Source organism: Nostoc sp. NMS4 (assembly GCF_017115095.1).
Lineage (GTDB): Bacteria > Cyanobacteriota > Cyanobacteriia > Cyanobacteriales > Nostocaceae > Nostoc.
Genome location: NZ_JABXKI010000104.1, coordinates 1 through 27000, shown reverse-complemented (window position 1 = coordinate 27000; position 27000 = coordinate 1). Strand labels below are relative to the sequence as shown.

General features: G+C 40.4%; 22 protein-coding genes. 12 read left to right on the top strand and 10 right to left on the bottom strand.

Going from position 1 to position 27000, the window contains the following annotated elements:
- Positions 1-2: 2 nt before the first annotated feature.
- On the bottom strand, positions 3-983 hold the full coding sequence (hemB, locus tag HWQ37_RS07570; RefSeq protein ID WP_292745468.1) for a porphobilinogen synthase: 981 nt from the start codon (positions 981-983) through the stop codon (positions 3-5).
- Between the two features lie 8 nt (positions 984-991).
- Between hemB and HWQ37_RS07565 the strand changes: the two genes are divergently transcribed.
- On the top strand, positions 992-1255 hold the full coding sequence (locus tag HWQ37_RS07565; RefSeq protein ID WP_292745466.1) for a hypothetical protein: 264 nt from the start codon (positions 992-994) through the stop codon (positions 1253-1255).
- Positions 1256-1395: 140 nt separating this feature from the next.
- Here HWQ37_RS07565 and HWQ37_RS07560 read toward each other — a convergent pair whose 3' ends face one another.
- Positions 1396-1755: a DUF4870 domain-containing protein gene (locus tag HWQ37_RS07560; RefSeq protein WP_292745464.1), complete on the bottom strand. Its 360-nt coding sequence runs from the start codon at positions 1753-1755 to the stop codon at positions 1396-1398.
- A 124-nt stretch (positions 1756-1879) separates the two neighbouring features.
- Between HWQ37_RS07560 and prfC the strand changes: the two genes are divergently transcribed.
- The 8 genes from prfC (at position 1880) to HWQ37_RS07520 (ending at position 11864) form a co-directional block, all read left to right on the top strand.
- Positions 1880-3508, top strand: coding sequence for a peptide chain release factor 3 (gene prfC / locus HWQ37_RS07555; protein ID WP_292745462.1), 1629 nt, complete (start codon positions 1880-1882; stop codon positions 3506-3508).
- Positions 3509-3616: 108 nt separating this feature from the next.
- The gene (locus HWQ37_RS07550; RefSeq protein ID WP_292745460.1) at positions 3617-5905 is read left to right on the top strand and encodes a M48 family metalloprotease; all 2289 of its coding nucleotides are present in this window, start codon (positions 3617-3619) and stop codon (positions 5903-5905) included.
- Between the two features lie 682 nt (positions 5906-6587).
- Positions 6588-7097: an RNA recognition motif domain-containing protein gene (locus tag HWQ37_RS07545; protein WP_292745458.1), complete on the top strand. Its 510-nt coding sequence runs from the start codon at positions 6588-6590 to the stop codon at positions 7095-7097.
- A 454-nt stretch (positions 7098-7551) separates the two neighbouring features.
- Complete coding sequence (locus tag HWQ37_RS07540; RefSeq protein ID WP_292745456.1) at positions 7552-7992, top strand: SufE family protein; 441 nt, start codon at positions 7552-7554, stop codon at positions 7990-7992.
- Positions 7993-8107: 115 nt separating this feature from the next.
- Positions 8108-9022, top strand: coding sequence for an alpha/beta fold hydrolase (locus HWQ37_RS07535; RefSeq protein WP_292745454.1), 915 nt, complete (start codon positions 8108-8110; stop codon positions 9020-9022).
- A gap of 247 nt (positions 9023-9269) precedes the next feature.
- Positions 9270-10241 (top strand): CobW family GTP-binding protein, encoded by a 972-nt coding sequence (locus HWQ37_RS07530; RefSeq protein ID WP_292745452.1) that lies wholly within the window; start codon positions 9270-9272, stop codon positions 10239-10241.
- A 79-nt stretch (positions 10242-10320) separates the two neighbouring features.
- Positions 10321-11379 (top strand): WD40 repeat domain-containing protein, encoded by a 1059-nt coding sequence (locus HWQ37_RS07525; RefSeq protein WP_292745450.1) that lies wholly within the window; start codon positions 10321-10323, stop codon positions 11377-11379.
- A gap of 212 nt (positions 11380-11591) precedes the next feature.
- On the top strand, positions 11592-11864 hold the full coding sequence (locus HWQ37_RS07520) for a hypothetical protein (RefSeq protein WP_292745448.1): 273 nt from the start codon (positions 11592-11594) through the stop codon (positions 11862-11864).
- A gap of 259 nt (positions 11865-12123) precedes the next feature.
- On the opposite strand, the gene HWQ37_RS07515 is transcribed toward HWQ37_RS07520, so the two are convergent.
- From HWQ37_RS07515 to HWQ37_RS07505, 3 genes are all read right to left on the bottom strand, one after another.
- A complete protein-coding gene (locus tag HWQ37_RS07515) occupies positions 12124-12696 on the bottom strand; it encodes a PEP-CTERM sorting domain-containing protein (protein WP_292745446.1) in 573 nt (190 codons plus the stop codon).
- 184 nt (positions 12697-12880) lie between these two features.
- Positions 12881-14953, bottom strand: a complete 2073-nt coding sequence (locus tag HWQ37_RS07510) for a hypothetical protein (RefSeq protein ID WP_292745445.1) — start codon at positions 14951-14953, stop codon at positions 12881-12883.
- A gap of 316 nt (positions 14954-15269) precedes the next feature.
- On the bottom strand, positions 15270-15500 hold the full coding sequence (locus HWQ37_RS07505; RefSeq protein ID WP_292745443.1) for a hypothetical protein: 231 nt from the start codon (positions 15498-15500) through the stop codon (positions 15270-15272).
- 3 nt (positions 15501-15503) lie between these two features.
- Here HWQ37_RS07505 and HWQ37_RS07500 point away from each other — a divergent pair, with 3 nt between their 5' ends.
- Positions 15504-17108, top strand: coding sequence for an NAD(P)H-quinone oxidoreductase subunit N (locus HWQ37_RS07500; protein WP_292745441.1), 1605 nt, complete (start codon positions 15504-15506; stop codon positions 17106-17108).
- A 363-nt stretch (positions 17109-17471) separates the two neighbouring features.
- On the opposite strand, the gene HWQ37_RS07495 is transcribed toward HWQ37_RS07500, so the two are convergent.
- The 5 genes from HWQ37_RS07495 to HWQ37_RS07475 all read right to left on the bottom strand — a co-directional run bounded on the left by HWQ37_RS07495 (position 17472) and on the right by HWQ37_RS07475 (position 23565).
- Entirely contained in the window at positions 17472-18854 is a 1383-nt protein-coding gene (locus HWQ37_RS07495) for an ATP-binding protein (RefSeq protein WP_292745439.1), read from the bottom strand.
- 87 nt (positions 18855-18941) lie between these two features.
- The gene (locus HWQ37_RS07490) at positions 18942-19484 is read right to left on the bottom strand and encodes a methanogen output domain 1-containing protein (protein ID WP_292745437.1); all 543 of its coding nucleotides are present in this window, start codon (positions 19482-19484) and stop codon (positions 18942-18944) included.
- A 518-nt stretch (positions 19485-20002) separates the two neighbouring features.
- Positions 20003-21046 (bottom strand): sensor histidine kinase, encoded by a 1044-nt coding sequence (locus HWQ37_RS07485; RefSeq protein ID WP_292745435.1) that lies wholly within the window; start codon positions 21044-21046, stop codon positions 20003-20005.
- A 6-nt stretch (positions 21047-21052) separates the two neighbouring features.
- Positions 21053-22204: an FIST signal transduction protein gene (locus tag HWQ37_RS07480; protein ID WP_292745433.1), complete on the bottom strand. Its 1152-nt coding sequence runs from the start codon at positions 22202-22204 to the stop codon at positions 21053-21055.
- An 11-nt stretch (positions 22205-22215) separates the two neighbouring features.
- Positions 22216-23565 (bottom strand): hybrid sensor histidine kinase/response regulator, encoded by a 1350-nt coding sequence (locus tag HWQ37_RS07475; protein ID WP_292745431.1) that lies wholly within the window; start codon positions 23563-23565, stop codon positions 22216-22218.
- A gap of 648 nt (positions 23566-24213) precedes the next feature.
- Between HWQ37_RS07475 and HWQ37_RS07470 the strand changes: the two genes are divergently transcribed.
- Together HWQ37_RS07470 and HWQ37_RS07465 are read left to right on the top strand one after the other, a co-directional pair.
- Complete coding sequence (locus tag HWQ37_RS07470; protein ID WP_292745429.1) at positions 24214-25230, top strand: terpene synthase family protein; 1017 nt, start codon at positions 24214-24216, stop codon at positions 25228-25230.
- Between the two features lie 165 nt (positions 25231-25395).
- Positions 25396-26787, top strand: coding sequence for a cytochrome P450 (locus HWQ37_RS07465; protein ID WP_292745427.1), 1392 nt, complete (start codon positions 25396-25398; stop codon positions 26785-26787).
- Positions 26788-27000 lie beyond the last annotated feature (213 nt).

The following is a 27000-nucleotide window of genomic DNA, read 5'->3' as shown; positions in this document are numbered from 1 at the left end:
CCTTACTTTAACCATCGTGCCGCATCTTTGGCATGATAAGTCAAAATCAAATCTGCACCAGCGCGTTTAAACCCAGTTAAAGTTTCCATAACCACTCGCTCTTCATCAATCCAACCATTGAGCGCCGCAGCTTTTACCATTGCATACTCACCAGAAACATTGTAAGCCGCAACTGGTAAGTTACTCGCTTCCTTCACCCGCCAGATAATATCCATGTATGCCAAGGCTGGCTTAACCATCAGCATATCAGCACCTTCAGCGATATCTAATTCAACCTCTTTAATCGCTTCGCGGGCATTACCTGGGTCCATTTGGTAAGTTCTTCTGTCCCCAAATTGCGGTGTCGAGTCTGCTGCATCCCGAAATGGGCCATAATAACCCGAAGCATATTTAGCAGCATAAGACATAATCGGTGTGTCTTGAAATCCGGCTTCATCTAAACCCTGACGAATTGCTTGCACAAATCCATCCATCATCCCAGAAGGCGCGATGATATCGGCACCAGCTTTCGCTTGAGAAACTGCTGTTTTCTTCAACAATTCCAGAGTTGGATCGTTTAAAACTCGTCCGGTTAAATCACCAGTTTGTAAATAACCACAATGACCGTGGCTAGTGTATTCACACAAACAAGTATCAGCAATGACAATCAAATCTGGTACTGCTGCTTTTACTGCCATTGCTGCTTTTTGGACGATACCGCAATCATGCCAAGCGCCAGTGGCATCCACATCTTTATCAGCCGGAATCCCAAATAGAATAATCGCAGGAATTCCTAAGTCGTAAACTTCTTTTGCTTCTTCGACAATTTTATCTACCGAAAGTTGGTAGACACCGGGCATCGATTTCACTTCGTTAGCGATTCCCTCACCCGGTACGGCAAATAATGGGTAGATTAAATCGCTTGTTGTCAAAACAGTTTCACGAACCATCCGCCGCAGTTGGGGATGTGTACGCAGACGACGGGGACGATGTATAGGAAACATAAAATTTTATGAAGAAAAACAACGCAAATAGACACAAAAGAAAGCGTCACAAAAGCAGGTTAAAATTTTCCTGCCGTCAGACAGACTACAAACAGTGCTTAACTGTCCTTTGCCCTACTCTTAATCAAGTTGTGGGGCAATTTTGTATTTTACAGCTTGGTTGTATCTATCCGACGGGCTGGAAAAAAAACAACATTATGAAGCAATTCAAAATTCCAAATGATAAGATTGTCTATTGGCAAAATCGTGGCGAATTGAGGGTTGAAGAATGAGGGTTGAGATTTAAACGCATAGGCGCTTCGCCTTCCCGCAGGGTAGGGGCGCAGAGGGAAACGCAGAGGCACGCAGAGAATTCGCTAAGAATTAATTAAATTGCCCAATGCCCATGCCCAATGCCCAATAATAATTTGTGTTAAAAAACTCTGAAAATGTAGGGATAACGGAAGGGTATATCAGGATTGCTGAAAACTCCGATGAGCGCCCAAATTGTCAATCCCCAGTGTAATAGATATCCCAGACCGGCTAGTGGCCCCAACAATAATAGAGGTAATACTAACCAACCGAATAGAAAAAACAGCGCTCCTAGAATTCCTCCATAAAGCCAGACGTTAAAGTGGAAATTTATGGATTCTCTAGCGTTTTCTTTAACCACAGGATCGTCAGATACGAGCAATATGGCAATAGGTATACCTACAGATATCACTGTTGTACTGAAAAAAATCGCTCCATGAGACAAGGCAGATAGAAGCTTTCGCTTGTCTGTGTCGTACATTGCTTTCTCCTATTTAATCAGATTGGTGATTATACTACGACCCTATCATGAGCGTCGTTGTCTTAAGATTAAAAGACTTGCCAGAGTCAAAAAAAATTAAGCTAGCTAACAAACAAATACATTTATGTCTACTGAACTTCAGTCTGAACTTATTCAAGCAGTTGAACTTCGCCGCAACTTTGCGATTATATCTCACCCCGATGCAGGTAAAACTACACTAACTGAAAAGCTACTCCTGTACGGGGGTGCAATTCACGAAGCTGGGGCGGTTAAGGCGCGACGGGCGCAGCGTAAGGCTACTTCTGACTGGATGGCGATGGAACAACAACGGGGTATTTCCATTACTTCTACGGTGTTGCAATTTGAATACCGGAATTGTCAAATCAATTTATTAGACACTCCCGGACACCAAGATTTCAGTGAAGATACTTATCGTACCCTTGCCGCCGCCGATAATGCCGTGATGCTGATTGATGCGGCAAAAGGTTTGGAACCCCAAACGCGCAAATTGTTTGAAGTGTGTAAGTTGCGGGGTATCCCAATTTTTACATTTATCAACAAGCTTGATCGCCCAGGAAGAGAACCTCTGGAACTGTTGGATGAAATTGAGCAAGAATTGGGATTGCAAACCTATGCGGTAAATTGGCCGATTGGGATGGGCGATCGCTTTAAAGGTGTTTTTGACCGACACAAGCAACAAATACACCTGTTTGAACGCAGCGCCCACGGCAGCCGAGAAGCCCGCGATACAGTAGTGGAATTAGGCGATCCAAAAATCGAAGAACAGCTAGAACAAAGTCTGTACTACCAACTAAAAAACGATCTAGAACTGTTAGAAGGAGTTGGGCCAGAGCTAGATTTACAGTTGATACACGAAGGCAAAATGACCCCTGTGTTCTTTGGTAGCGCCATGACTAACTTCGGGGTAGAGTTATTCCTCAAATATTTCCTCGACTATGCCCTTAAACCAGGTTCTCATATTAGCAGTGTTGGCGAAGTTCCCCCTACATACCCAGAATTTTCGGGCTTTGTCTTTAAACTGCAAGCGAATATGGACCCGAAACACCGCGATCGCGTCGCATTTATCCGGGTTTGCACTGGTAAGTTTGAAAAAGATATGATGGTGAATCACGCCCGCATTGGTAAACTCATCCGTCTGTCTCGCCCGCAAAAACTCTTTGCTCAAGAGCGAGAATCGATTGATGTGGCTTATCCTGGCGATGTGATCGGTTTGAACAATCCCGGTGTTTTTGCGATCGGGGATACAATTTACACGGGACAAAAGCTCGAATATGAGGGGATTCCGTATTTCTCGCCGGAACTGTTCGCGTCTCTGAGGAATCCCAACCCCTCGAAGTCTAAACAATTTCAAAAAGGCGTTGCGGAGTTGCGCGAAGAAGGTGCTGTACAAATTATGTATTCAACTGATGAAGCCAAGCGCGATCCAATTTTGGCGGCGGTGGGTCAGTTGCAATTCGAGGTGGTACAGTTTCGCTTACAAAATGAGTATGGTGTAGAAACCATATTAGATGTATTGCCCTACAGTGTCGCCCGTTGGGTTGAGGGTGGTTGGGAAGCATTAGAAAAGGTGGGACGAATATTCAATACCACTACAGTTAAAGACAGTATGGGACGGCCAGTGTTGTTATTCCGTAATGAATGGAATTGTCAACAGTTATTGGGCGACCATCCAGAGTTAAAATTAAGCGCGATCGCTCCAGTATTTTCTAGTCAACAACCAGTGGAAGAATAATTCACTTGACAAGCAAAACTTGAGCGCGGTTGATTTCCACAACATCCGAGGTTCGCGCTTTTGCCCAAACGTGGATCATTTAGAAGAGATTGGAGTGCCAGAATTTGTATGCCTTCACACGCCAAATCGTCTTTGGAGGCTGGTTTAGTTGCCCTCAAGCAGGGAAATTATCAAACAGCGATCGCCCAACTAGAACCTATTGCTAGCAGCGAAAATAATGGGACTGCTAGCTTACAAGCCCAGGTTGGTTTAGTGATGGCTTATGCTCGCACTGGCGAAGTTCCCAAAGCGATCGCTATTTCCCAGAATCTCATTGAGAGTAACAATCCGCAAGTTCAAGAGTGGGCAACACGCGCTCTCGAACACCTGACAAAACGTAAAAAACCTGAGCCAGAATCAAAAAAAGTCGAAACTGGATTTGTTGCCTTTGAGAATTCAACCCCAGATTCAACCCCAGATTCAATCCCAGATTCACCTCCCGTTACTCCCCCAGAAACTCCTAAATTAGAGGAAAAGCCCGACGAGCAAGTAATAGAAACCAAAAACGACGACATCCCGCCGATGGTGCCACTAGCTAGACTCAAAGCTACATTAGCGACACCACCACCACTACCTACGCCCCTAAGCGGCTTCATGGGTTCTGTTACCCGCACCCAAGCCAAATTGTTCGGCGTTATTTATTGGCGACAAGCACAACGCGCCAAAGCATGGCAACCCCTACGTAAACCAAAATTAATTCCCTTGCGGCTACTGTCCGCCGGAACATTCATCGCTCTGTTTTGGGTAATCCGAGAAATCCTCAAATTAGTACTGGGATTGATTAACCAGACTCTAGTAAAACTACCTTATCTGGAACCAATACAGTTTTTTTACCACGACCCGACTCAACTTTTGCTAATACTATTGGTGATTTTAATCGGAGTATCACCTTGGTTGCTGGATCTGCTACTGGCAAAATTGTATGGTCAGCGAGAATTTCCGAAAGATGTATTGAATACTCATAGCCGCGAAGCTGTTCGGGTGCTACAACGTTGTTGCCAGCAGAGGCACTGGCCGTTACCCAAACTGCGGATATTACCAACGGCTGCACCAATTATTCTGACTTATGGTAGTTTACCACGTAATGCCAGGATTGTTGTGAGTCAAGGGCTATTAGAGCAACTAGCAGATGATGAAATCGCCATTATTTACGCCACGCAACTAGGACATATTGCTCACTGGGATTTTGCTGTCATGTCTTTGTTGTTGCTGGTGACATTACCAACTTATAAGTTATATCAGCAAGTGTCGGAGTTGGGAGACAAAATATCAGCGAAAATTTGGCGCTGGCCAGTGACAATTCTGGCAAGTCTAATTTATGGAGTTTGGTGTTTACTAACTGGAACTGCATTGTGGTTGTCGCGGTTGCGGCTTTATTATAGCGATCGCGTCGCTGCGGAAATTACTGGTAATCCCAATGCGCTGATTCGCGCCTTACTCAAAATTGCCATTGGCATTGCAGCTGATATCCAAAAAGAAGAACACACCAATTGGCAACTGGAAAGCTTAAATCTCCTGACACCAGTTAGCCACCAACAGAGCCTTTCTTTAGGTACTATTGCCAGTAATTTATCTTTTGAATCCTTTTTGAAGTGGGATACTGCCAATCCCTATAGCCGATGGTTTACGATTAATAATAGCCATCCTCTAATGGGCGATCGCATCGAACGCCTCTGCCAAATAGCTCGTCACTGGCATCTAGACACCGAACTACATTTTGCAAGCGAACCATCAAAGGTTAAGCGTCAGTCTTTCCTATTACAAGTCGCTCCCTGGTTGGGAATTCCTCTAGGGATTCTATTTGCAGTTTTAGTCTGGTTAACCTGGCAACTAGCATTCGCACTCAAGTTTTTAAATCTAAAGTGGATCTATGAAGATTGGTCTTTCATTACAGGCTGCCTTCTGATTGGCTTTAGCATCGGTACAGTCATGCGGATTAATCCTTTCTTCCCGGATATTAAACCTGCTACTGTGCAAACTGACGACAGCTTACCCAATCTGTTATCTGACCCTTCAGCCTTACCCATTGATAGCGTCAGCGTGCGTCTTGTGGGCAAACTATTAGGTCGTCAAGGTACTAGCAACTCCCTAGCGCAAGATTTAATCTTCCAATCCAGCGCGGGTTTGGTGAAATTACACCACATTTCTTGGCTAGGACAGTCAATCAATCACCAGGATCTAATCGGGCGGCAAATTATCGTCACTGGTTGGTTCCGGCGAGGAGCAACACCTTGGATCGATATCCAAACCCTACAAACTCAAAGTGGTAAAACCATTCATAGCCCTCATCCCATTTGGTCTACTTTTTTGGCAGTTGCAGCACAGGCGTGGGGCGCATACGTTTTTCTCACTGGTTAGTCATTGGTCATTGGTCATTAGTCATTAGTCAGGAGAAAATAAACGACTGACAAAGGACAAACGACAAAGGATAAAAGACAAAGGATAAATTGGAATGTAAAGAAAAGTTGCAGGTTATCTTAATAAATGTTACATTTATTTACACAAACAATAGCACCCGACGTAACTCAGCATTACAGCTTAGTTATAAATTCGGATGCTTTTTCCCCTGCTCCATACCTTTTCTTCTCCCAACACAGCAGCAAATTAACCAGCCACTGGCTGGTTTTTGTTTCAAAATATGCTCCCGTGAATAAAAAAATGTCTTTTATGTTACGATGCAGTAATAGTAACGTCGGAAATGTAGGCGCTAAACTAGCTACGTAGAAAATACCGTGGTAATGTAAGGAATGGTATTTGATTCTGCAAAAAAGGGCATAGAAAAAAGCGTGTACTTTAGCAGACAATAGGCTATTAAATTTACAATTCTTAGAATTAAGGTGTTATTAGCTCACCATAGTGTGAGCCTTTGGATTAAACAAGCTTGATCCCGACGAAAAACTGTATTGTTGTATAAGTTGACAGTTTCGAGCAAAAAAAATTGGTTTATGGCAGTCTTGGTCAATAGCATCTATTTAAAAGCCAAAGCTAAATGATTGTTTTCTTGCCTTGCCATGTTCATTCAACTCTGGAGGTATAGTTCATGTCCGTTCGCCTATATATAGGTAATTTGCCTAAAGATGAAATAGATCGTCAAGATCTACAAGCAGTTTTTGCAGCAGAAGGTGATGCTGTAACTACTAAATTAATTAAAGACCGCAAAACTGGCAAATGCCGTGGTTTCGGTTTTCTTACCGTCAACAATGACGAGCAAGCCGACGAAATCATTGAAAAGTATAATGGTCAGATGTTTAAAGACACTCCCATTAAGCTAGAGAAGGCATTACCTCGGACAAAGGGTGAAGAGGGCGACGAGCAACAAGCGCCTAAACCAGTTAGTCTTGCTGCTAGTAGTACCCCGACTCCTAGCCCCAACAGAGAAGGCAGCCGTCGTGAGAAAAGCTCTAAGAAGCCTCGTCGTGGCGGCGGTGGTGGCGGTTCTCGTGAAACCAGCACCACAACTACTGATTCAGACGCTATTCGTCCAGACCCTCGTTGGGCTTCGGAATTAGAAAAGCTGAAGCAAATGCTAGCTGCACAAACTACGAATTAATCCTTAAGGGAGAGAAATTAAAAATTAAAAATCAGAATTTTTTTTGATTTTTAATTTTTAATTGTTGATTATTATGTAGCTGCTTGGTTAAATACTTGCAGCTAATTTTGTAAGGGCATAGGCGCAACCCGCAGTAGTATCACATTGTCAAATCGTGGATAATTGAGGGTGAAATTTAAACGCAGAGGGACGCAAAGGTAAGCGCAGAGGCACGCAGAGAATATGCTACGGAGTGATATAGTTTTCTAGTTAGAATAAGAATTAAGTTTTTGTGATTAGAGGGATTAAAAAACCTGGACGGTGGGGATGCGATGCCTGCGGCGGGCTGCGCCTACGCAGTATTTATCTGGATTTGTCCGGTTATAGCTAGCTGATATACCAAGTAAACGGTCGGCGCGATTGCTCTAAAGATAATCTACACTCAAAGAGATACCGATCGTTTTCAGCTTCTGTTATGTCCTCAACTCTAGATTCTTTGCCACCTGCACTCGCTAAAATTGTCCAGCGCTTTCAACGCGCTTCCGAACCGAAGCGACGCTACGAACAGCTAATCTGGTATGCTCAGAAGCTCAATGAGTTCCCAGAAGCTGGAAAATTACCCGAAAATAAAGTTCCTGGTTGCGTGTCTCAAGTTTATATCACCGCCGCCTTGGATGACGGTAAGGTTGTGTTTCAGGGCGATTCTGATTCTCAGTTAACTAAAGGATTAGTCGGACTTCTGGTTGAAGGATTACATGGATTAACGCCAACTGAGATTGTCCAGCTTACTCCAGATTTTATTCAAGAAACAGGTTTAAATGTTAGCCTGACACCTTCCCGTGCTAATGGGTTTTACAATATTTTTAAAACCATGCAAAAAAAAGCATTGGAATGTAAGTTAGATTTGCCTAGCTAAACTTGGTTATCAGTCATTAGTCATTGGTCATTGGTCATTGGTCATTAGCAAAGGACAAATGACAAAGGACAAATGACAAAGGACAAATAAGGTACAACTACCAAAATTTAGTCTAATGTCAACAAATTTATTATCTACTTCTGCTGCTACTGGCTTTGGTGGAGTAGTTCAAGAATATCTCTGGAATTGGGAAAATCAGCAATTGCGCGTTGTTTATGAAACCCTCGGTAAAGGTTCACCGCTATTGCTACTACCATCTTTCAGCACTGTTTCAACGCGCTTGGAAGTAGGCGAACTTGCCAAGTTACTGGCTCCCAATTTTCAAGTCGTAGCCGTAGATTGGCCTGGATTTGGTGAATCTTCTCGCCCTAGTTTAAATTATCGACCGGAAATATATCAGCAATTTCTGGAAGATTTTGTCAAAGCTGTTTTTAATACTCCCATTACTGTAGTAGCGGCTGGTCATGCTGCTAGTTACGTTTTACAATTAGCTGTGAAACAATCTGCTGCTTTCTCACGAATTGTGTTGTTAGCTCCTACTTGGCGTGGGCCTTTGCCGACAATGGGGGCAAGTCAGCAGATAGCTGGTATGGTAAGAGAATTGGTGCGATCGCCTATCCTTGGTCAAGCTCTCTACAAACTCAACACTACCCAATCTTTCTTAAGTTTTATGTACCGCCGTCATGTCTTTACTGACGCGGCTAAAATTACACCCAGTTTCATTGAGAAAAAATGGCACACAACTCAACAACCAGGAGCGCGATTTGCTTCTGCTGCCTTTGTAACTGGTAATCTTGATGCTGTACGCGCACAATCTGATTTTTTAGAACTTGTGCAATCTTTAACCGTACCGCTCATGGTAGTAATTGGGGAATCTAGCCCTCCTAAATCACGAGAAGAAATGAACGCTTTAGTAGCCTTACCAGGAGTGAGAAGTGTTGTTATTCCTGGTTCTTTGGGATTGCATGAAGAATACCCAGCAGTTGTTTTAGAAGTAATTCAAGATTTTTTGTTATCTTCAGAAAATTAAATCTTCAGATTGTAGCTTGGTGCGAGACTAAAATTATAGAACTAGCCCTTTCAAGATGGGTAAAAATATTGGTCAATAATTTTTTAAACCGCAGAGGCGCAGAGGACACAAAGAGAAAAGCAAATGCAGTTCTCGCACTTTTTCTCTCTGCGCTCTCTGCGGTTCGTTAAAAAAGCACAAAAATATAAAAAGATTTATGATATGTGATAATGATTATCCATAAGGTGAGATAAGGGGAATTTAGAGTATGGTGGCTGACGTAATCAACAATTCAGTTCCCGTTACTGTTCTTACAGGCTATTTGGGAGCAGGTAAAACGACTCTACTCAATCACATCCTCACCTACGAACACGGCAAAAAAGTTGCTGTGATTGTCAATGAATTTGGGGAAGTGGGTATTGATAATCAATTGATTATCGATGCAGATGAAGAAATTTTTGAAATGAACAATGGCTGTATCTGTTGTACAGTGCGCGGTGATTTAATTCGGATCATTGGCAACTTGATGAAGCGGCGCGATAAATTTGACCATTTAGTAATTGAAACAACTGGATTAGCCGATCCAGCACCAGTGATTCAGACATTTTTTGTTGATGAAGATTTGCAAAGTCAACTGTCTCTAGATGCAGTAGTGACAGTGGTAGATGCCAAGCATATTTGGCAGCACTGGGATGCTGACGAAGCACAAGAACAGATTGCTTTTGCCGATGTAATTTTACTTAATAAAACAGATTTGGTAGCACCAGAAGAGTTAGATGAATTAGAAAAACGGATTCGGGCGATGAATGCGATCGCTAAAATCTACCGCACCCAAAATTCTGAACTTGGAATGGATGCTTTATTAGGTGTAAAAGCCTTTGATTTAGATCGTGCATTAGAAATTGATCCAGATTTCTTAGGCGAAGATGCTCATGTACACGATGAAACCGTATTTTCTGTAGCTTTAGTAGAAGCTGGTGCAGTGGATGGAGAAAAATTAAACACTTGGATTTCCGAGTTACTGCGTACCCAAGGGCCAGATATTTTTCGGATGAAAGGCATTTTAAATATTGCTGGAGAAGAGAATCGATTTGTATTCCAAGGAGTACACATGATCTTTGATGGCAAACCCGATCGCCCCTGGAAACCCAGCGAAACCCCCAAAAACGAACTAGTTTTTATTGGTCGCAATCTTGATGCAGTCCAACTAAAGCAAGATTTTCTCGCTTGTCTAGCGTAAATAAAAAGTTATGAGTTATGAGTTATGAGTTAAAAATTCCTAACTCCTAACTTCTAACTCCTAACTCCTCTACATAACTATGAACTCCACAACCAAATCGAAGGAATTTGAACAACATTATTCGGGGACACTTTCAGATTATGTAACTGCGATCGCTTGGTCGCCACAAGGTCATACTTTAGCAGCAACTTCCGCCGCCGGTGAAGTAGTTTTGTGGATTGATGGCGAACTCACAACCTTACAAACTGGTAACGGTAAATCAGGAGACTGTCTCGCTTTTTCGCCAAATGGAAAATTTTTAGCCGTCGGCGGACAAGATGGACAGGTGAAAATTTGGCACGATACAGAATTAATCGCCACGCTGTCAAATGCCCCCGCATGGGTTGACAAGTTAGCTTGGAATTACACTAGTAACCAACTGGCTTTTAGTTTAGGGCGTTACGTCCAAGTCTGGGATGCAGATACTCAGGAAATTGTCGTCACACTAAATTTCGACAACTCTTCAGTATTGGGTATAGATTGGCGGATTGATGGACAATACTTAGCCATTAGTGGTTATAAGGGAGTGAAGATTTGGCATAGTCAAAACTGGGATGAAGAACCATACAGCTTAGATATGACTACTGTCAGTTTAGCGATGGCTTGGTCGCCCGATGGCAAATTCCTGGCTTCTGGCAACATGGATCGTAGTGTCACCGTTTTAGAATGGAACAATCCCGACCCTTGGGTAATGCGTGGCTTCCCTGGTAAAATTCGCCAATTGGCATGGTCAGAAGCTATGACTAAAGTGGGTGCGCCAATCCTGGCATCTTCTAGCGTTGAAGGTATTGTGGTGTGGGAAAAGTTAGAGGATGATACTTTAGGTTGGGAAGCGCGAGTATTAACAAATCATGTCGGTGTGATTAATGCGATCGCCTTTGCACCGAAAAGCTTCCTTCTGGCTTCTGCTGCTGCTGACGGCTGGTTGTGTTTGTGGAACAAGGCTAAGGAAGTATCCCAAATTATCACAGGTGTCTCAGCAGGATTTTCTAGCCTAGCTTGGCATCCTCAAGGTAAGTTACTGGCCGCAGGGGGTGAACAGGGCGAATTACTTGTATGGTCAAAGGTTTTGCGAGGACAAGGTTTTGGGCGTAGTTAAAATAATTTGTAATTCGTAATTCGTAATTACAGAGTGTGATATCAAGGTATTTATACTGAGGCTAAAAAAACGCGACGTATAGACGTTGGCGCTAGCCTCTCCCTTTCGGAGAAGGGTAATTAAACCCAAAATTACGAATTACGAATTATTAAAGTTGAACCTCGGCAATTTATTGGCTATGCTATATCAGCAAAGCTATCTTTGTGTAAATTATGAACATTGTCAAACTGATTTTACTTGCCTGTCCTGCATTTCTGGTATCCATGCTGCTGGTAGTCAATCCAGCACACGCATCCAGCCTGAAATCTGCTTATGCTACCCAAGTTATGACGGTAGTATCTACACAACAAATTCCCGATTTGGCAACACCAAAGTTAATTCAAACATCTAATCCGATTATCGATCGAGTTGGTTGCAATTGTGCAAACTGCGTTCAGTCTAAATTTCAGTCGCTACAAGGCAAGCTGCCATCAGCCGATTTTTAATAAACTAGGAGTTATAAATATTTTAAGGGTACAGCAATGCTGTACCCTTATTAATTTTAATGAGGTTTTTGTAAGGGACTTCCAAATAAAAAATACTCAATTAAACCTCGTCTACGTTGAAACCCGTAGTTTTTCTTCGTCAGGGTCAAGATGATTTTTCACCCACAAGCGATCGCCATTAAGACCTATTCATCTGAGCAGATTATTACTGCGAGAGCAATAGTCTGCTGCATTCGGCTACTTTTACCCCTAAATACTTTTATAAGGCTTTCTTTCGGGAAGCTACTGCTTGCTTTCGTTTCCTCCACCAGCCAAAACCAAGAGCAATTAATGAGCCACCTACTGTATGAGGTTCGGGAACAGAACGTGGATTGATACTAAAGTTACCATAATCCACATCACTTGAAAGCTCTGAATAACCTTCACCAAGACTACTGTAAAATACGTTAACGTTCCCCTGACCGTCTTCCCCGCTACCGGAAACCAGGTAAGAAAAACCGTTCGTGGTTAACAGTGGCTTACTCGCATTCAACAGATTATCGTTGACACCGTATGTACCCGGTGAGAGCAACCCGATTATTGTCTCTGCAATTCCTTGATTTGTCCTTGTCCCACTTATACCTGTGATTGTATAATTGTTGTTTATGGGGTCTAGATCAGTTGTAGTAAGAGTGCCGCTAGCTGAAATAGCCGTACCATTTGCTTCGTAACTAGGAAAAGAATACTGAAAATCAAATAACTGTACAGCTTGCGCTGTAGAATACGCACCTACAACAGTCAAGCCGACAACAGCACTAGCGGTAGCAATACCAAGCTTTTTGACTAATTCCATCAGATAATTCTCCAAAAAATAAAGTAAAAATTCTGGTAGGAGTCAGAATATTCTTTCTTATGACTCCCAAATCCCTGTTTCCAAACAAAAAGTAATATCTTTGAGAGCAACTCTCTATTACTTTTGCCCGAAGTTAGCGTCAGATGAAAGGTAGATTCACTCTTTGTATCAACCTCAGTTTCAATTAAAATTTACCAGGCTCATCATCAAGCGCCAGTAAGAAATTAATCAAGTCTGTTTGCTGTTTAGGATTAAATCCAGCTTGACTGTCTACATAAAATTCATGACCTGTACCATCAAGGTTACTACTTACTAAATCAGGGTCAGATTTGTTAGCTTTGATGACTTTGGCACGAAGTTCGCGATCAACTAAAGCTCTTAAGCTGCTAGCAGCTTCGGCTGGTATGCTTTGGCGTAGAGTGCCAGGCAGCCCTAACCCAGTACGATCAACAACAGTGAAATCGCCATTAGAATCAAATTTTAAACTGCTAGCACGTACTGCTACACCACCATCATGTAAATAGGGTGGGTTTAAATAAAGGCCACGTAAGGGAGTAGTTTTGTAACCACCATTTGGTAGTTGATCGGTGGGGTTATCAGAAATGCCTGGGGTTGGAACATCCAACACTTCTGCATTAGCAGGTATGGGAACAGGATTATTGAAACTGTATAGCTTGGGTGGCACTAAGAATTTCGCCAGTGCCAAGCGAGACTTTGCACGAGCTGGATTAGTACCAATTTCCTCAACTGGGTGAACTTTGTTGTCAGTAAAGAAAGGGGGAATATGGCAAGTTGCACAATTAGCCTTTTCAAAGACTTTGACCCCACGTTTGACTGAATTACTATTTAGTGCTTGCCAGTTTTCAGGAGTCTTGTTAGCTGGTGGTACTAAGCTATTTTGATAAGCAGACATGGCGTTATTCGCAAACAAGAACTTGCCACTGGCATTATCCAAAGGGTTGCCAGTAGCGGGACTAAAAATCAGTCCATTAGCTGTTAACAAGTTGGGTTTCAAGTCTGGATAGTTACCAACACCAGGAGCAACAACTTGATCTTGTAACTCTGCTCGACTAGCATCCGGTGCAATTGTCCGCAACCATACTGAGGGTTTAACACCTTCTGGGAAACGTATTCTTTCGTCCGCAGCATTTTGAAGGGCAGTACCAAGATATACTTCTGGGTCAATATTGAGAGTTTTGGCAATTAGTTCGTATGATGCAAGGATGTTTGTTTCTGAAGAGTGAACAGCACTGTTGAAAGCACTCAATCCAGCAAACGGGCCAACGGCAGCTTCTCCAGAGGCAGTATAGGGATAAGTTTTAAAGGTGAAATTGTTGGGAATTTGAGTGGTATTTTTAATCCCATCTGTGGAACTTTCAAAATTACCAAAAGGTAATTGCCATAAAATATCATCAAAAGCTTTCTCAAACTTTTTAGGATCGGGCAATTTTACTAAATTACCTTTACTGTCAATAATAGTTTTGCCATTGCCTTGGTATTTTGGATCTAAGGGATTGAGTTTGGTGCGTGAGAAAGCCGCAGATGAATTTGGTGCTAAACCTAGAAATATCGGAAAGGCTATTTCACCATTTGCTATACCAGGAATACGTTTACCTTCTTTGGAAATAGAAGCATGGCAAAATGCACAGGTACTTTGCCCATTTGCTGTCGTTCCTATGGGAGCAGTCGATCCTTTTTCTAGCTTTAAGCCTGTATTTATGGCCGTACCTTTTCGTAAAATTCGACTACCTATAGGGATATCTTTCTGCAAGACAATTTTTAAGTTATTGGTTGGCTGACCCCGTAAATTAGTAATTGCTGCGGTAATTTCATCAGAAAGAATGGCTGAACCTTGTCCAAGACCAAACACACCTTGCAAGCCAAATAAATCGCCTACAGGTCGATTGAAAAATATATCTTCACCTTGGGCAATCAATTCTTTAGTAATATGAACTGCGCCTATTTTTTCATAAGAAATCGGGTCTTGAGGATTAAGTCCTTTACTGGCAACCAGTTGTGATGCTTCTTGGGGGCTGAGGAGTTTACCGAAATAATCGTAGTAGCCTACTGGTTGAGTTGGTGCTGGTTGTAGTGGGTCAATCTTTGCGAAAGCTGGCTGGCTTGTGATCAACAAATTTGATAACACAATACCAAAACTAGTGGTAATAAAAATGCACAGTAATAAGAAAATCTTAGTTTTCAACGCAGATAACCATCTACTTAGACCATATTTAGGGTTGATTTTTTTTTGCTTCATTGAGCCGACTGTTACTAAAAAACTCTAAGTAGATATACCACGACATTACATAGTTATCAGGACACTAGAAATTTTTCTTGTATTCGTTCACGATAAAAAAAGATTTGTTAAATTTCGTGTATATAGCAATCCGATTAGATTTTTTCAAAAATCTAAGTATATTTTGTTAGAAGTCCCTAAGTGGCGATCGCACTAGTAGTCTGTCAAATTCATTTTGACGGTTAGAGAGACGCGATACGCCGTCTCTACTCTTAATTTATCCATCAATTATTTATTGACAGACTACTAGTTGCGGCATAATTATCTATGATATTCGCTAGAGGTCACGCCTGAGAAACGAAGTAGAAAAGCTGTTAAGTGAATTCCTAGATACTGAGAAAGCTGCTGGTAAGCCAGTTAAGTTAGTGCGTTCGCGTAGCGTGCCGTAGGCAATCGCCATCTGCACCCAAGCTGTTAAGCTCTTGTTAAAAGAGCTAGTCCGGGGATTAGAAAACTTGCTAGAGTGAACAGAGTTAGCCTTAATGTCTAATCGCCAAAACCTATACATCTCATGGATTTTGCTAATATTGCATCCCAGCTAAACGCTGGAACGATTTTGCCAGAGGGGATTGTTATTCTCACCCTCTTGGGGGTTTTGATAGTTGATTTGATTTTGGGGCGTACATCCGCACGCTGGATTGGATATCTAGCGATCGCAGGTTTATTTGCTTCGATTATCGCCCTATATTTTCAATGGGACGCTCCTAATCCCATCGGTTTTACCGGTAGCTTTAACAGTGATGACCTCAGTATCGTCTTTCGCGGTATTATTGCCTTGTCTGCGATCGCCACTATACTGATGTCAATTCGCTACGTTGAGCAGAGCGGAACCGCTTTAGCCGAATTCATCGCTATTTTGCTGAGTGCTACTTTGGGAGGGATGTTTTTATCCGGGGCTAGTGAATTGGTGATGATTTTCATCTCCCTAGAAACCCTGAGTATTTCCTCTTATTTGTTGACAGGTTATACCAAGCGTGACCCCCGCTCCAACGAAGCGGCGCTGAAATACTTGTTAATTGGAGCTTCCAGTACAGCAATATTTTTGTACGGTGTATCACTGCTGTATGGACTATCTGGAGGACAAACTGAACTAAGTGCGATCGCTAATGGTATTGCCACGGCAAAAGTGGGACAATCTTTAGGTTTAGTGATTGCTCTAGTTTTTGCGATCGCTGGTATTGGCTTCAAAATCTCTGCTGCACCCTTCCACCAGTGGACACCAGACGTTTACGAAGGCGCTCCCACCCCAGTCATCGCCTTTTTATCAGTCGGTTCCAAAGCAGCTGGGTTTGCCCTAGCCATCCGCTTGCTGACAACAGCCTTTCCCCTTGTTGCTGACGAGTGGAGATTTGTCTTCACTGCTCTAGCTGTTCTCAGCATGATTTTGGGTAACGTAGTCGCCCTAGCCCAAACCAGCATGAAACGGATGCTAGCTTATTCATCCATTGCCCAAGCTGGGTTTGTGATGATTGGCTTGATTGCTAGTACACAGGCAGGATATGCCAGTATGATATTTTACCTACTGGTTTACCTGTTCATGAACCTGTGCGCCTTTACCTGCATCATCCTGTTCTCACTACGCACAGGAACCGACCAGATTGCCGAATACTCTGGTTTATATCAAAAAGACCCACTCCTGACATTGGGGTTGAGTATTTCCCTGCTTTCCTTGGGTGGTATTCCACCATTGGCTGGGTTTTTCGGCAAGATTTACTTATTCTGGGCTGGTTGGCAAGCAGGACTTTATTGGTTAGTTTTGCTGGGCTTAGTTACCAGCGTCGTCTCCATCTACTACTACATTCGCGTAGTTAAGATGATGGTAGTCAAAGAACCCCATGAAATGTCCGACGCAGTGAAGAATTATCCCCAAGTGCGTTGGGATTTGCCTGGGCTAAGACCTTTGCAGGTCGGGTTGGTGGTAACATTAATTGCCACTACTGTAGCAGGGATTTTGTCAAATCCACTGTTTACATTGGCGAACAATTCCATCTCCCATACCCCATTTTTGCAAGCAACAATCAACAGTAATGTAAAAGCACAAAATCTGCTGCTTTTGCCAAAATTAGATTCGGTTAGTCAGTCTCAACCCTCAGTTGATTCTACTGCTAAGATTTAACCGAGTCTCAATCAAACTTTGTACTCAAAAAACGCCTGTTTGCTAATTAGCAGACAGGCGTTTGTCATATCTTTTAGCTGAAATTTTATTATGAGACTGAGTTAATATAGCAGTTCTAATACCATTTCTTTATGAGGCTGCGCCAAACCCTTTTAACTTCTTTCTTTCTTTCTTTCTTTCTTTCTTTGTGTCCTTCTCTGACGAGACGCTACGCGAATGCGTACTTTGCGGTTCGTTTTTCTTTCTTATTTCTTGTACTTAAATATGGTTTAGCGCATCTTCATACAGAATTGGTATAAATCATTTGTAAAAATAAATTAACCGCAGAGGCGCAGAGAACGCAGAGAGAGGAACTAGAGATTTTCACGACTTATTTAGGATTGCTATAGGTATCTTAATTACAAATTCTGCACCTTTTCCGGGAACAGAAAAACAGCTAAGTTGCCCGTTATGTTTTTCAACTATAATCTGATAGCTTATATATAGCCCTAGTCCAGTGCCTTTACCGACGGTTTTAGTGGTGAAAAAGGGATCGAATAGCTTTGAGCGAACTTGTTCATTTATCCCTAAACCATTATCGGCAATAGTAACCTCTATCCATTTTTCATCAATTAACTCAGTTTTTATTTGAATTTGAGGATTATTCTCTGCGAGTTTTTGATTGTCAGTAGTTTGTGGATTTAGATTATTGACCGACGCTTCCAGAGCATCAATTGCATTAGCAATAATATTCATAAACACTTGATTGAGTTGACCAGGATAGCAAGTTACATTCGGCAGTTGACTGTATTTTTTGATGACTTTGATTTCTGGGTACTCATGCCTAGCTTGCAAGCGATGCTCTAAAATCATTAAAGTACTATCAATTCCTTCATGAATATTAACTTGCTTAAATTCTGCTTCATCCAGTCTGGAAAAGTTACGTAGTGATTTAACAATTTCCTGAATGCGTTCTGCTCCCACTTTCATTGACTGGAAGAGTTTAGTTATATCTGGAATCAGAAAATCTAAATCTATTTCTTCTACTTGCTGTTGGATTTCTGGCGGAGTATCTGGACAAATTTGTTGATAAATTTGCACCAATTTAAGTAAATCCTCAGTGTACTTATGGGCGTGGTGAAGGTTCCCGTAAATAAAACTCACAGGGTTATTAATTTCATGGGCGATACCAGCGACCATCTGACCTAAACTAGACATTTTCTCCGCTTGGATAAGCTGAGTTTGAGTAACTTGTAGTTCGTTTAGTGTTTCTTGTAAAGCAGTTGTACGTTCCTCAACCCGAATTTCTAGCTCTTGATTAGCTTTCTTGAGCGCTTCCTCTGCTTGTTTGCGTCTTTGCACTTCTTTTGCTAACTCATCAATTTTTTCGTTGAGCAGAACGAAATTACTGCTGGCTACAACTCTATTTTCCAAGCGTAAGAGAATTAAAGCTGAAGATTCAGGAGACCAAGGTTGAATAACTGCTCCTTGACTACGACATATTAAGGTTTGGCCATCATTCAGTCGTAAAGTCAAAGAGCCAATCACCATTGCTCTGCTAATTGAACAAGCTTGCAAATACTTTAGAATATCGTTATCAGATTCAGTTACAAGTTCAAAGAGCATTTTTCCCCACAGTTCCTGACGGCGTAAGCCCAGAATATCTGCTACTGGTTGATTCGTAGCTAACAACAGACCCTCTCCACTTACTAGAAGTAAAGGTTCTGGTAAAACTCTGGCAAATTCAATAAATTGTTCAGGAGTCATGGGGCTTCAATTTTCACGGTTTGACTCTACTTTACATATCTGCACTAAGCTTATATCCTGGAGTTATTTTGTTTAATGCTGATGGACTTAGACAGATTCTAGTCCCCGAAAGTACTCTCGACCTTCTGCATCTTCTGCCTCTTCTGTAAGTTTTAAGTAAACAATAACTTTACATCCAGGATCGCCCTGTGCTATAGTTTCTTGCAATTCTACTTTCGCATATCCCAGATTATTCGCTGCGATCGTTCCAAAAACGTTTGAAGTCATCATGCACATGGCAGGGCGATTAAGTACTTTGTCACCAAATGGGCAAATACGGTTCCCAAAGACGATTTTTTCATCATTCTGCTCAATTACATAAAAATCACCCTGGATTCGTTTTTTTAAATCAACTAAGACATCAGCTACCTGCTTACGAGAAAGGTTAGAGATTTCCAGGGCAGATTTATAATCTTGGTTAATCTGCCTCCCCATCCTTTCACCAACGACGCTAATAAATCCCGAAGCTTCTTCTAAACCAACTACATCGTGCAAAGTACCAGATAATTCTCTGATTAGTGTACGTAAAAATATATCGCGTTCTAAAGAAATATTAAGCGTACCTATTGAATCGTTAAGTGCATTGCTCATAAATTTTAAGGACACAATCTTGGAACTACAGTTATAGAGTTCCCCAAAATGTCTATAAAGTAACTGCTTAATCTTTTTATTCTGAGAGTTTGATATTTGCTTTTGTTTCTCATGAATAATATCCATGACAAATTTTAAATCTTATCGTTGCTATAGTTCATCATTAATTTACGTCTTCATTATCATATCTAACCCTCCTTACAAAGAAGGGAATTAGAGCAAGCCTTCAAAAGGTTAGCTAACATCATATTGGGGCATTTCTTCCATGAGTGACTGGGTTGGGAGAATCTTCGGGGGCGAAATATAATTAATACTAAGCGTATTCTATTATCAACCCGCACCTAAATCTGCTTGTTGACAATCAGGATAAAAGTGTCTTGTTTTACATCAAAAAACTTTGTCGTTTTGAAATTATAATTAATTAGTAACTATGAACTACGAATAATTTCTTTACTATAGATTGCTACTATATTGAATATTTTCTATAAAAATAGTTAGAAATCCCTATATTTAATATATTAATAAATGGGAATAGTAATTATAAACTCAGAACCTTTTTCTAATACAGAACTTACTTCTAGAGTTCCTTTATGTTTTTGGACAATTATTTGATAAGCAATTGATAATCCTAATCCTGTTCCTTTTCCTACAGGTTTAGTTGTGAATAAATGATCAAACATTTTTTGCTGAATATCAGCCGATATTCCAACTCCATTATCTTGAATCCGAATCGAGACATGATTCTTATCTTCAGTCAGGGCAGTATGAATTGTAATTTGATTGGGATTTACCTTAACATCATTAAAACTCCGTCCATAATTAGATTCTTCTAAAGCATCAATTGCATTTGCCAATAGATTCATAAATACCTGATTTAGCTGTCCTGGAAAGCATTCTACCAGGGGAAATTCTTCGTAATTTTGAATTACTTGAATAGCCGGACGAATCTTATTAGCTTGTAAACGATGCTTGAGAATAATCAGAGTGCTATTAATACCTTCATGAAGATTAAACAAAACTTTTTGTTCTGTATCTGCTCTAGAGAAAACTCGCAGACTGTTGCTAATATTAGAAATACGATCTGTGCCTTCTTTCATTGAAGAAATAAGTTTAGGTAGATCCTCGCGTACATATTCTAAGTCAATGAGTTGGATTGTTTCTTGAATTTGCGGAGATGCTTTAGGATAGGTCTGCTGATAGAGATCGATGAGATATAATAAATTCTCAATATACTCTTTAGCCGGAGTCAGATTACCTGCAATAAACCCAACTGGGTTGTTAATTTCATGAGCTACATCTGCGACCATACTTCCCAAAGTAGACATCTTGTTCTCCATTATCTGAAGATTAAGAAGTATCAGTTCTAACTCATTGCTTCTTTCTTCTAACTTATTTTGATATTCTTTTAATTCATCAATTACTTTCTTGAGTAAAGATTCTTTTTTTTTATTTGTTTCTTCGAGTTGAATCCGGTCTGATTCAGAGCGCTCCAGTTTCTTTTGGATAATTCTATTTTCTTTTTTTAGTTCCTTGATTTGTTGTTGATAATCTAATAATTCCATCAGCTTTTAACGACTTCCTAAAATTAAAGTTACAAAAGTTTCATTGTGAAATTGCGTCTGGCTAATTCCATCTATAGGAGCAATTTCTCCATAAGAATAAAATCCACAAGCAGGTAAATAGTCAGTTAGACAAAGTTTCGTATTCTGGTACTCTTCTTGCGCCCTAGTACCAAGGATTTGCCGACGAGCTACACATGAAAAAAATAAAACAGCACTTGGCTCTGTACCAGGATAATTATCTAATGCATTGATGAATGATGCTTTGGAAGCTGCCAAAATATCTTCATAAGCTGCTTCAGAAATTTGAATAATTGCTTGCTCAGGAATATCTCCAAAAAAAGTTATACTACCAGATTCCTGATTGTAAGCAATAGGTGCCCTGATATAAAAATTATCTCCATTCCGATCAAATACTGCTAGTGGATATTCCATTGAAGGAGGAAGCAAACCGAGATAATGATGATAAAAATCTAAAGCTGGCTTACCATCTATTTCATAGAGAATATTATTATCTACTTTAGTCACTTTACTTCTTTGACCAATGGGATGCCAACCACTTGTAACACCATGAGAAAACAATATTGTGCCGGAAAAAAGTAGAATTGGTACAGAATCACTTAATACTTCTGTTTGAAAAAATTGATATGTATTTTTATATCTTGATTGATCCCCTGCCAAACCACCGAATATTGGCACATATTGACCAAGAGCTAGCTTTAAGCCATTCAATATAGAGACACCACTAGTTGTGAGGCTTTCTGGATGAGTTAAGCACAGCTTTGGAGGTGCAGTACTTTTTGCTTTGGCTTGCTCCACAGCTTGTTTAGTTGCAGTAATTGGATCGTCTGAAACTTTGCGTCCAACTCCTGCATGAATTTCAACTTCGTCTGAGCAAAACAACATCAAAGTGATTGAGTCCTGCTGAAACTCTAAGACTGAAGAGATTTCTCCATCTGTTGTTCCACCAATCAACTCAATCCCCGGAAAAACCTGAGAAATTTGCTGCAAAATCAGAGAATGTTCAAAGTCAATTGCAGCAAAAAGAATCCCAGCTTTGGGTATATCTCCTGCAAGATAGCTAGTACATTGCTGAAGAATTTCTTCAACTGCTGATAGAGAATCTGGATCGTTACTGTGACCGACTACTGCCTTGAACATAGATTTATTTCTTATATTGATAAATGTGATTTGCGATGATTCTTAAATGGAAGCTTAATAATAAACTCTGAACCTTGTCCTGTTGCTGAATTTACCTCCAGAGTTCCTCCATGCTTTTCAACAACAATTTGATGGGCAATTGATAATCCTAATCCTGTACCTTGACCAACAAGCTTGGTGGTGAATAAATAGTCAAAGATTTTTTGCTGAACATCAGCCGACATTCCTACACCATTATCTTTAATCCGAATCAAGATATGATTTTTATCTTCAGAAAGAGTAGTTTTAATTAAAATTTGATTGGGGTTGGCTTCAATTTCAATATAGGTGCGTCCTAGATTAGACTCCTCTAAAGCATCAATAGCGTTAGCTAATAAATTCATAAATACCTGATTTAGTTGTCCGATAAAACATTCTAATTCTGGTAGATTATCGTAATCCTTAATTACTTGAATATCAGGACGATTTTCGGATGCTTTTAAGCGGTGTTTGAGAATCATGATTGTACTGTCTATGCCATCATGAATGTTGCAATAAACTTTGCGATCGCTATCGGCTCGAGAAAAAATTCTGAGACTGGTACTAATGTCACGAATGCGCTGAACACCCTCTTTCATTGAGGAAATTAAGTTAGGTAGATCGGCAAGCATATATTTCAAATCTATCGCTGCAATTTCCTCTTGAATTTCTAGCACTGGATTAGGATAGTGATGCTGATAGAGATCGATAAGGTTAATTATGTCTCGGAAATATACTGAAGCGTGTCCAAGATTCCCATGAATGAAACCAACTGGATTATTAATTTCATGAGCAACTCCTGCTACTAATTGACCAAGGGCAGACATTTTTTCTGTCTGTACAAGCTGGAGTTGAGACTCTTGTAGGTCTTTTAATGCCCTAGACAAAGCTGCTGTCCTTTCTGCAACTCGTTTCTCTAAAGTTTTTGTGAGATTTCGTAACTGCAAATGGGTTTTAATTCTAGCTAATAGTTCTTCTTCATGAAAGGGTTTAGTGATGTAATCAACTGCACCTATATTTAGACCCTTTACTTTACTATCAGTATCAGAATTAGCTGTCATAAAAATTATGGGAATATCACAAGTATCTGAGTTATTTTTCAGCTTTTTGCAGGTTTCAAATCCATCTATTCCCGGCATCATTACATCTAATAAAATTAAATCAGGTAGTCTAGATTCAACCAGTTTAATTGCTTTTTCTCCATTATTTTCTGTGATTACATTAAATCCTACATTAGTTAATATATTAAAGACGATTTCTAAATTTGTATTAGTATCATCCACCACTAAGATTAAATTATCTTCTGGTTCAGAAAGTATTCCCATATCTGGCTTTTCGTTCATATATTTAGATTAATTTAACTCATTCTTAATTATTCACTATTGTCCCTGCGATCGCAGCTAAGTCACCTCTATTTTATTGATGGACTAACTGACTTTATTTATCGTCTGATAATTCTATAGTTCCCAAAAACTCTGATAACAGCAACATTTTCTGGCTAAATTGCTTACAGCTTTTAGCTGGAGCGATCGCTAGATGAGGAATATTAACCACCAATATTTATTTTTATTAGAGATAAATATCTTCTTTTATAAAGGCGATCGCTCTGAAATTAGTCATTATTACTCTTGTTTTTTTATAAAGTTAGCACTTTAGAACAATATTATTCATGCTCTAAGTTAGTTTTTTTATTTAGTCAACAGTAATTACCATGAGTACTCCTAGATGTTAGTTTTATTTACAAAAGTTTTATAAAAAAAATATTATTCCAGATAATTACGGTTATGTTTTTTTTAAAATTATTTAACAATACTGGTTAAGTCTTGAAATAGTTGCATAGATTTATACACCATTAACAGTGACGTAAATATGATTTATGCGCTGAAAAAAATGGTGTTTAAATAAGGTTTCAAAAAAATCATAGGCTCTCTGCTAGTCTATTGATTTTATTTTCCTGTATTCATGTTCATTACTTCTAACTAATAATTTCTATGAAGGAACTACTTTCCTCCGATTTATATTGTCCATTTTCATCCCATATCAATAATCATGTTGATGTTTTAGAAGCCTATGCTCTTGAATGGGTAACTCGTTTTGAACTACTGGCAAATGAATCAGTTTATCGACGTTTCACCAAATCAAATTTTTTCAAGCTAGTAGCAGGTGCTTATCCTTACTGCGATCTGGAAAAAATAAAGATTGCCAGTGACTTGTTCAGTTGGCTGTTTATTTGGGATGACCAATGCGATATGTCAGATTTAGGTCTACAACCTGAAGCACTCAAACTATTTCACCACAGATTTATTGAAGTATTAAATGGAGCAGAACTTACAAGTAACGATATACAACTTAGCTATGCTTTAAGTGACTTACGACAACGTATGCTCCAAATAAGTAGCATAGAATGGTTCCATCACTTTGTTTTTAGCTTTGAAGAATACTTCGCCGGTTGTGTACAAGAAGCAAGTAACCGCGCCCAGGAAATTATACCGGATATTGATACTTATCTCAGCATACGAAACTTAAGTTCTGCGGGGGATCTTACCGTAGTACTTATTGAATTTTGCGATCAATTGCTGATTCCTGATATTTTACGACAGCACCACATCTTCAAAAAACTTAAGGAGAAGACAATTAATATTCTTGCCTGGTGTAATGATATCTTCTCCTATTCTAGAGAAATGGCAAGTGGTGATGTTCACAACCTAGTATTAGTATTGCATTATCAACAGCAATTACCTCTAGAAATAGCGATTAAACGCGCAATCGACATCCACGATCAAGAAGTACGAGAACTAATCGAATTAGCAGCATCTCTGCCTTCTTTTGGAGAAGAAGTAGATGCTGAACTTGCAAAGTATATATCAGGAATGTATGCCTGGATACGCGGCAATCTCGATTGGTACTTTAATTCCGATCGCTATCAAACTATAGAAAGGCTGGAGTTAGTAGAAACTTTAGAGCTAGATAAAACTCAAAGCAACATGAAAGTTTTACTACCATCCTAAGTAAAAAATATACTATTTAGGCGAAAACTTTCCCCGATGCTCCCAGCGACTTTTTTGAAAAGATTAGTTGGGGGCATCTGAAATTTTACTGCTTCAAAGTGAATCAATATTGCTCCCGAATAAACGATACAAAATTAACGCAATTTTTTTAGGATGAAAAATCAAATGCGACTACCTAATCCACTCAAAACTCCCCCTTTGCTCCAGAAAATTCAGTGGGTTGCAGACCCTGTTAGTTTTATGGAAAATGCAGATCAGCAATATCCCGACATTTTTACTGCTGAGGTAATTGGTTTTGGGGAGACTGTGGTTTTTGTAAACCATCCTCAAGCAATCAAGGAAATTTTCACTAACGATAGGAAGAAGTTTCTATTCGTTGGTAGAGGGAATAAAATATTTGAACCCTTAGCCGGAGAATATTCACTCCTGATGCTGGACGGTGAACGCCATAAACAACGGCGACAACTCACAATGCCTTCCTTTCATGGCGACAGGATGCGAGCCTACGGTTCTTTGATTTCTAATCTCACCGAACAAGTCTTTAGTCAATTACCACTAAATCAGCCGTTCTTAGCTCGTACTGCAATGCAGGAGATTTCTCTACAAATCATTTTACAAGCTGTCTTTGGCTTGCATCAGGGAGAACGTTACGACGAAATCAAACGCTTAATGGTGTTGATTCTGGATCTCTTTAGCTCACCCCTTACTTCTAGCTTCCTCTTTTTCCCCTTCTTGCAACAAGATTTAGGAGCTTGGAGTCCTTGGGGATGGTTTCTGCGTCAACGGCAACAAATTTATGAATTGCTTTACGCTGAAATTGCCCAACGCCGCGAGGAACCTAATCCAGATCGCATCGATGTCCTATCCTTGCTGATGTTAGCGCGGGATGAAGCGGGTAATCCGATGACAGATCAAGAGTTGCGCGATGATTTGATGACACTGATGGTAGCAGGACATGAAACAGTGGCAACAGCAATGGCTTGGGGATTGTATTGGATTCATCATTTACCGAAAGTCCGAGAGAAATTGGTTCAAGAACTTGATTCCCTCGGTGATTCTCCAGATCCTATGAGCATTTTCCGACTGCCTTATCTCACGGCTGTTTGTAATGAAACTTTGCGAATTCACCCTATTACGATGTTCGCGTTCCCCAGGCTAGTCCAAGAACCCTGTGAACTATTAGGACATCCTTTAGCTTCTGGAACGTTACTGCTTCCCAGTATTTACCTGACTCATCAGCGTGAGGATTTATATCCCCAACCTCAGCAATTTAAACCAGAACGTTTTCTAGAACGCGAATTTTCTGCCTATGAATTCTTGCCCTTTGGTGGTGGAGTCCGTCGCTGTATGGGTGAAGCTTTGGCTGTGTTTGAAATGAAGCTAGTATTAGCAAAAGTCCTATCAGGCTATCAACTTACACTAGCTGGTAAGCGGCCAGAGCATCCTCAACGTCGAGGCTTTGCACTTGCACCTGCTAATGGGGTCAAAATGGTAGTTACAGGACGACATACACGTGAACAGCCTCTAGTGAATATGACAACAACACCCGTCTTTTAGTAATCCGTCAGAGCGATTTTAATGAATATTAGAAACCTAGTTTTTGGAACAAATTAGGTTTTTATAATTGTAATACCAATTTGAAAAAATCATGCGACAAATAGACCATTTGTAGAGACGCGATGAATCGCGTCTTTACCCAAGGATGTGTTGCAATCCTGACGGGGCGACAAACAAGGCTGAAAACAAGACCGTGTAAAGAATGTAACGATG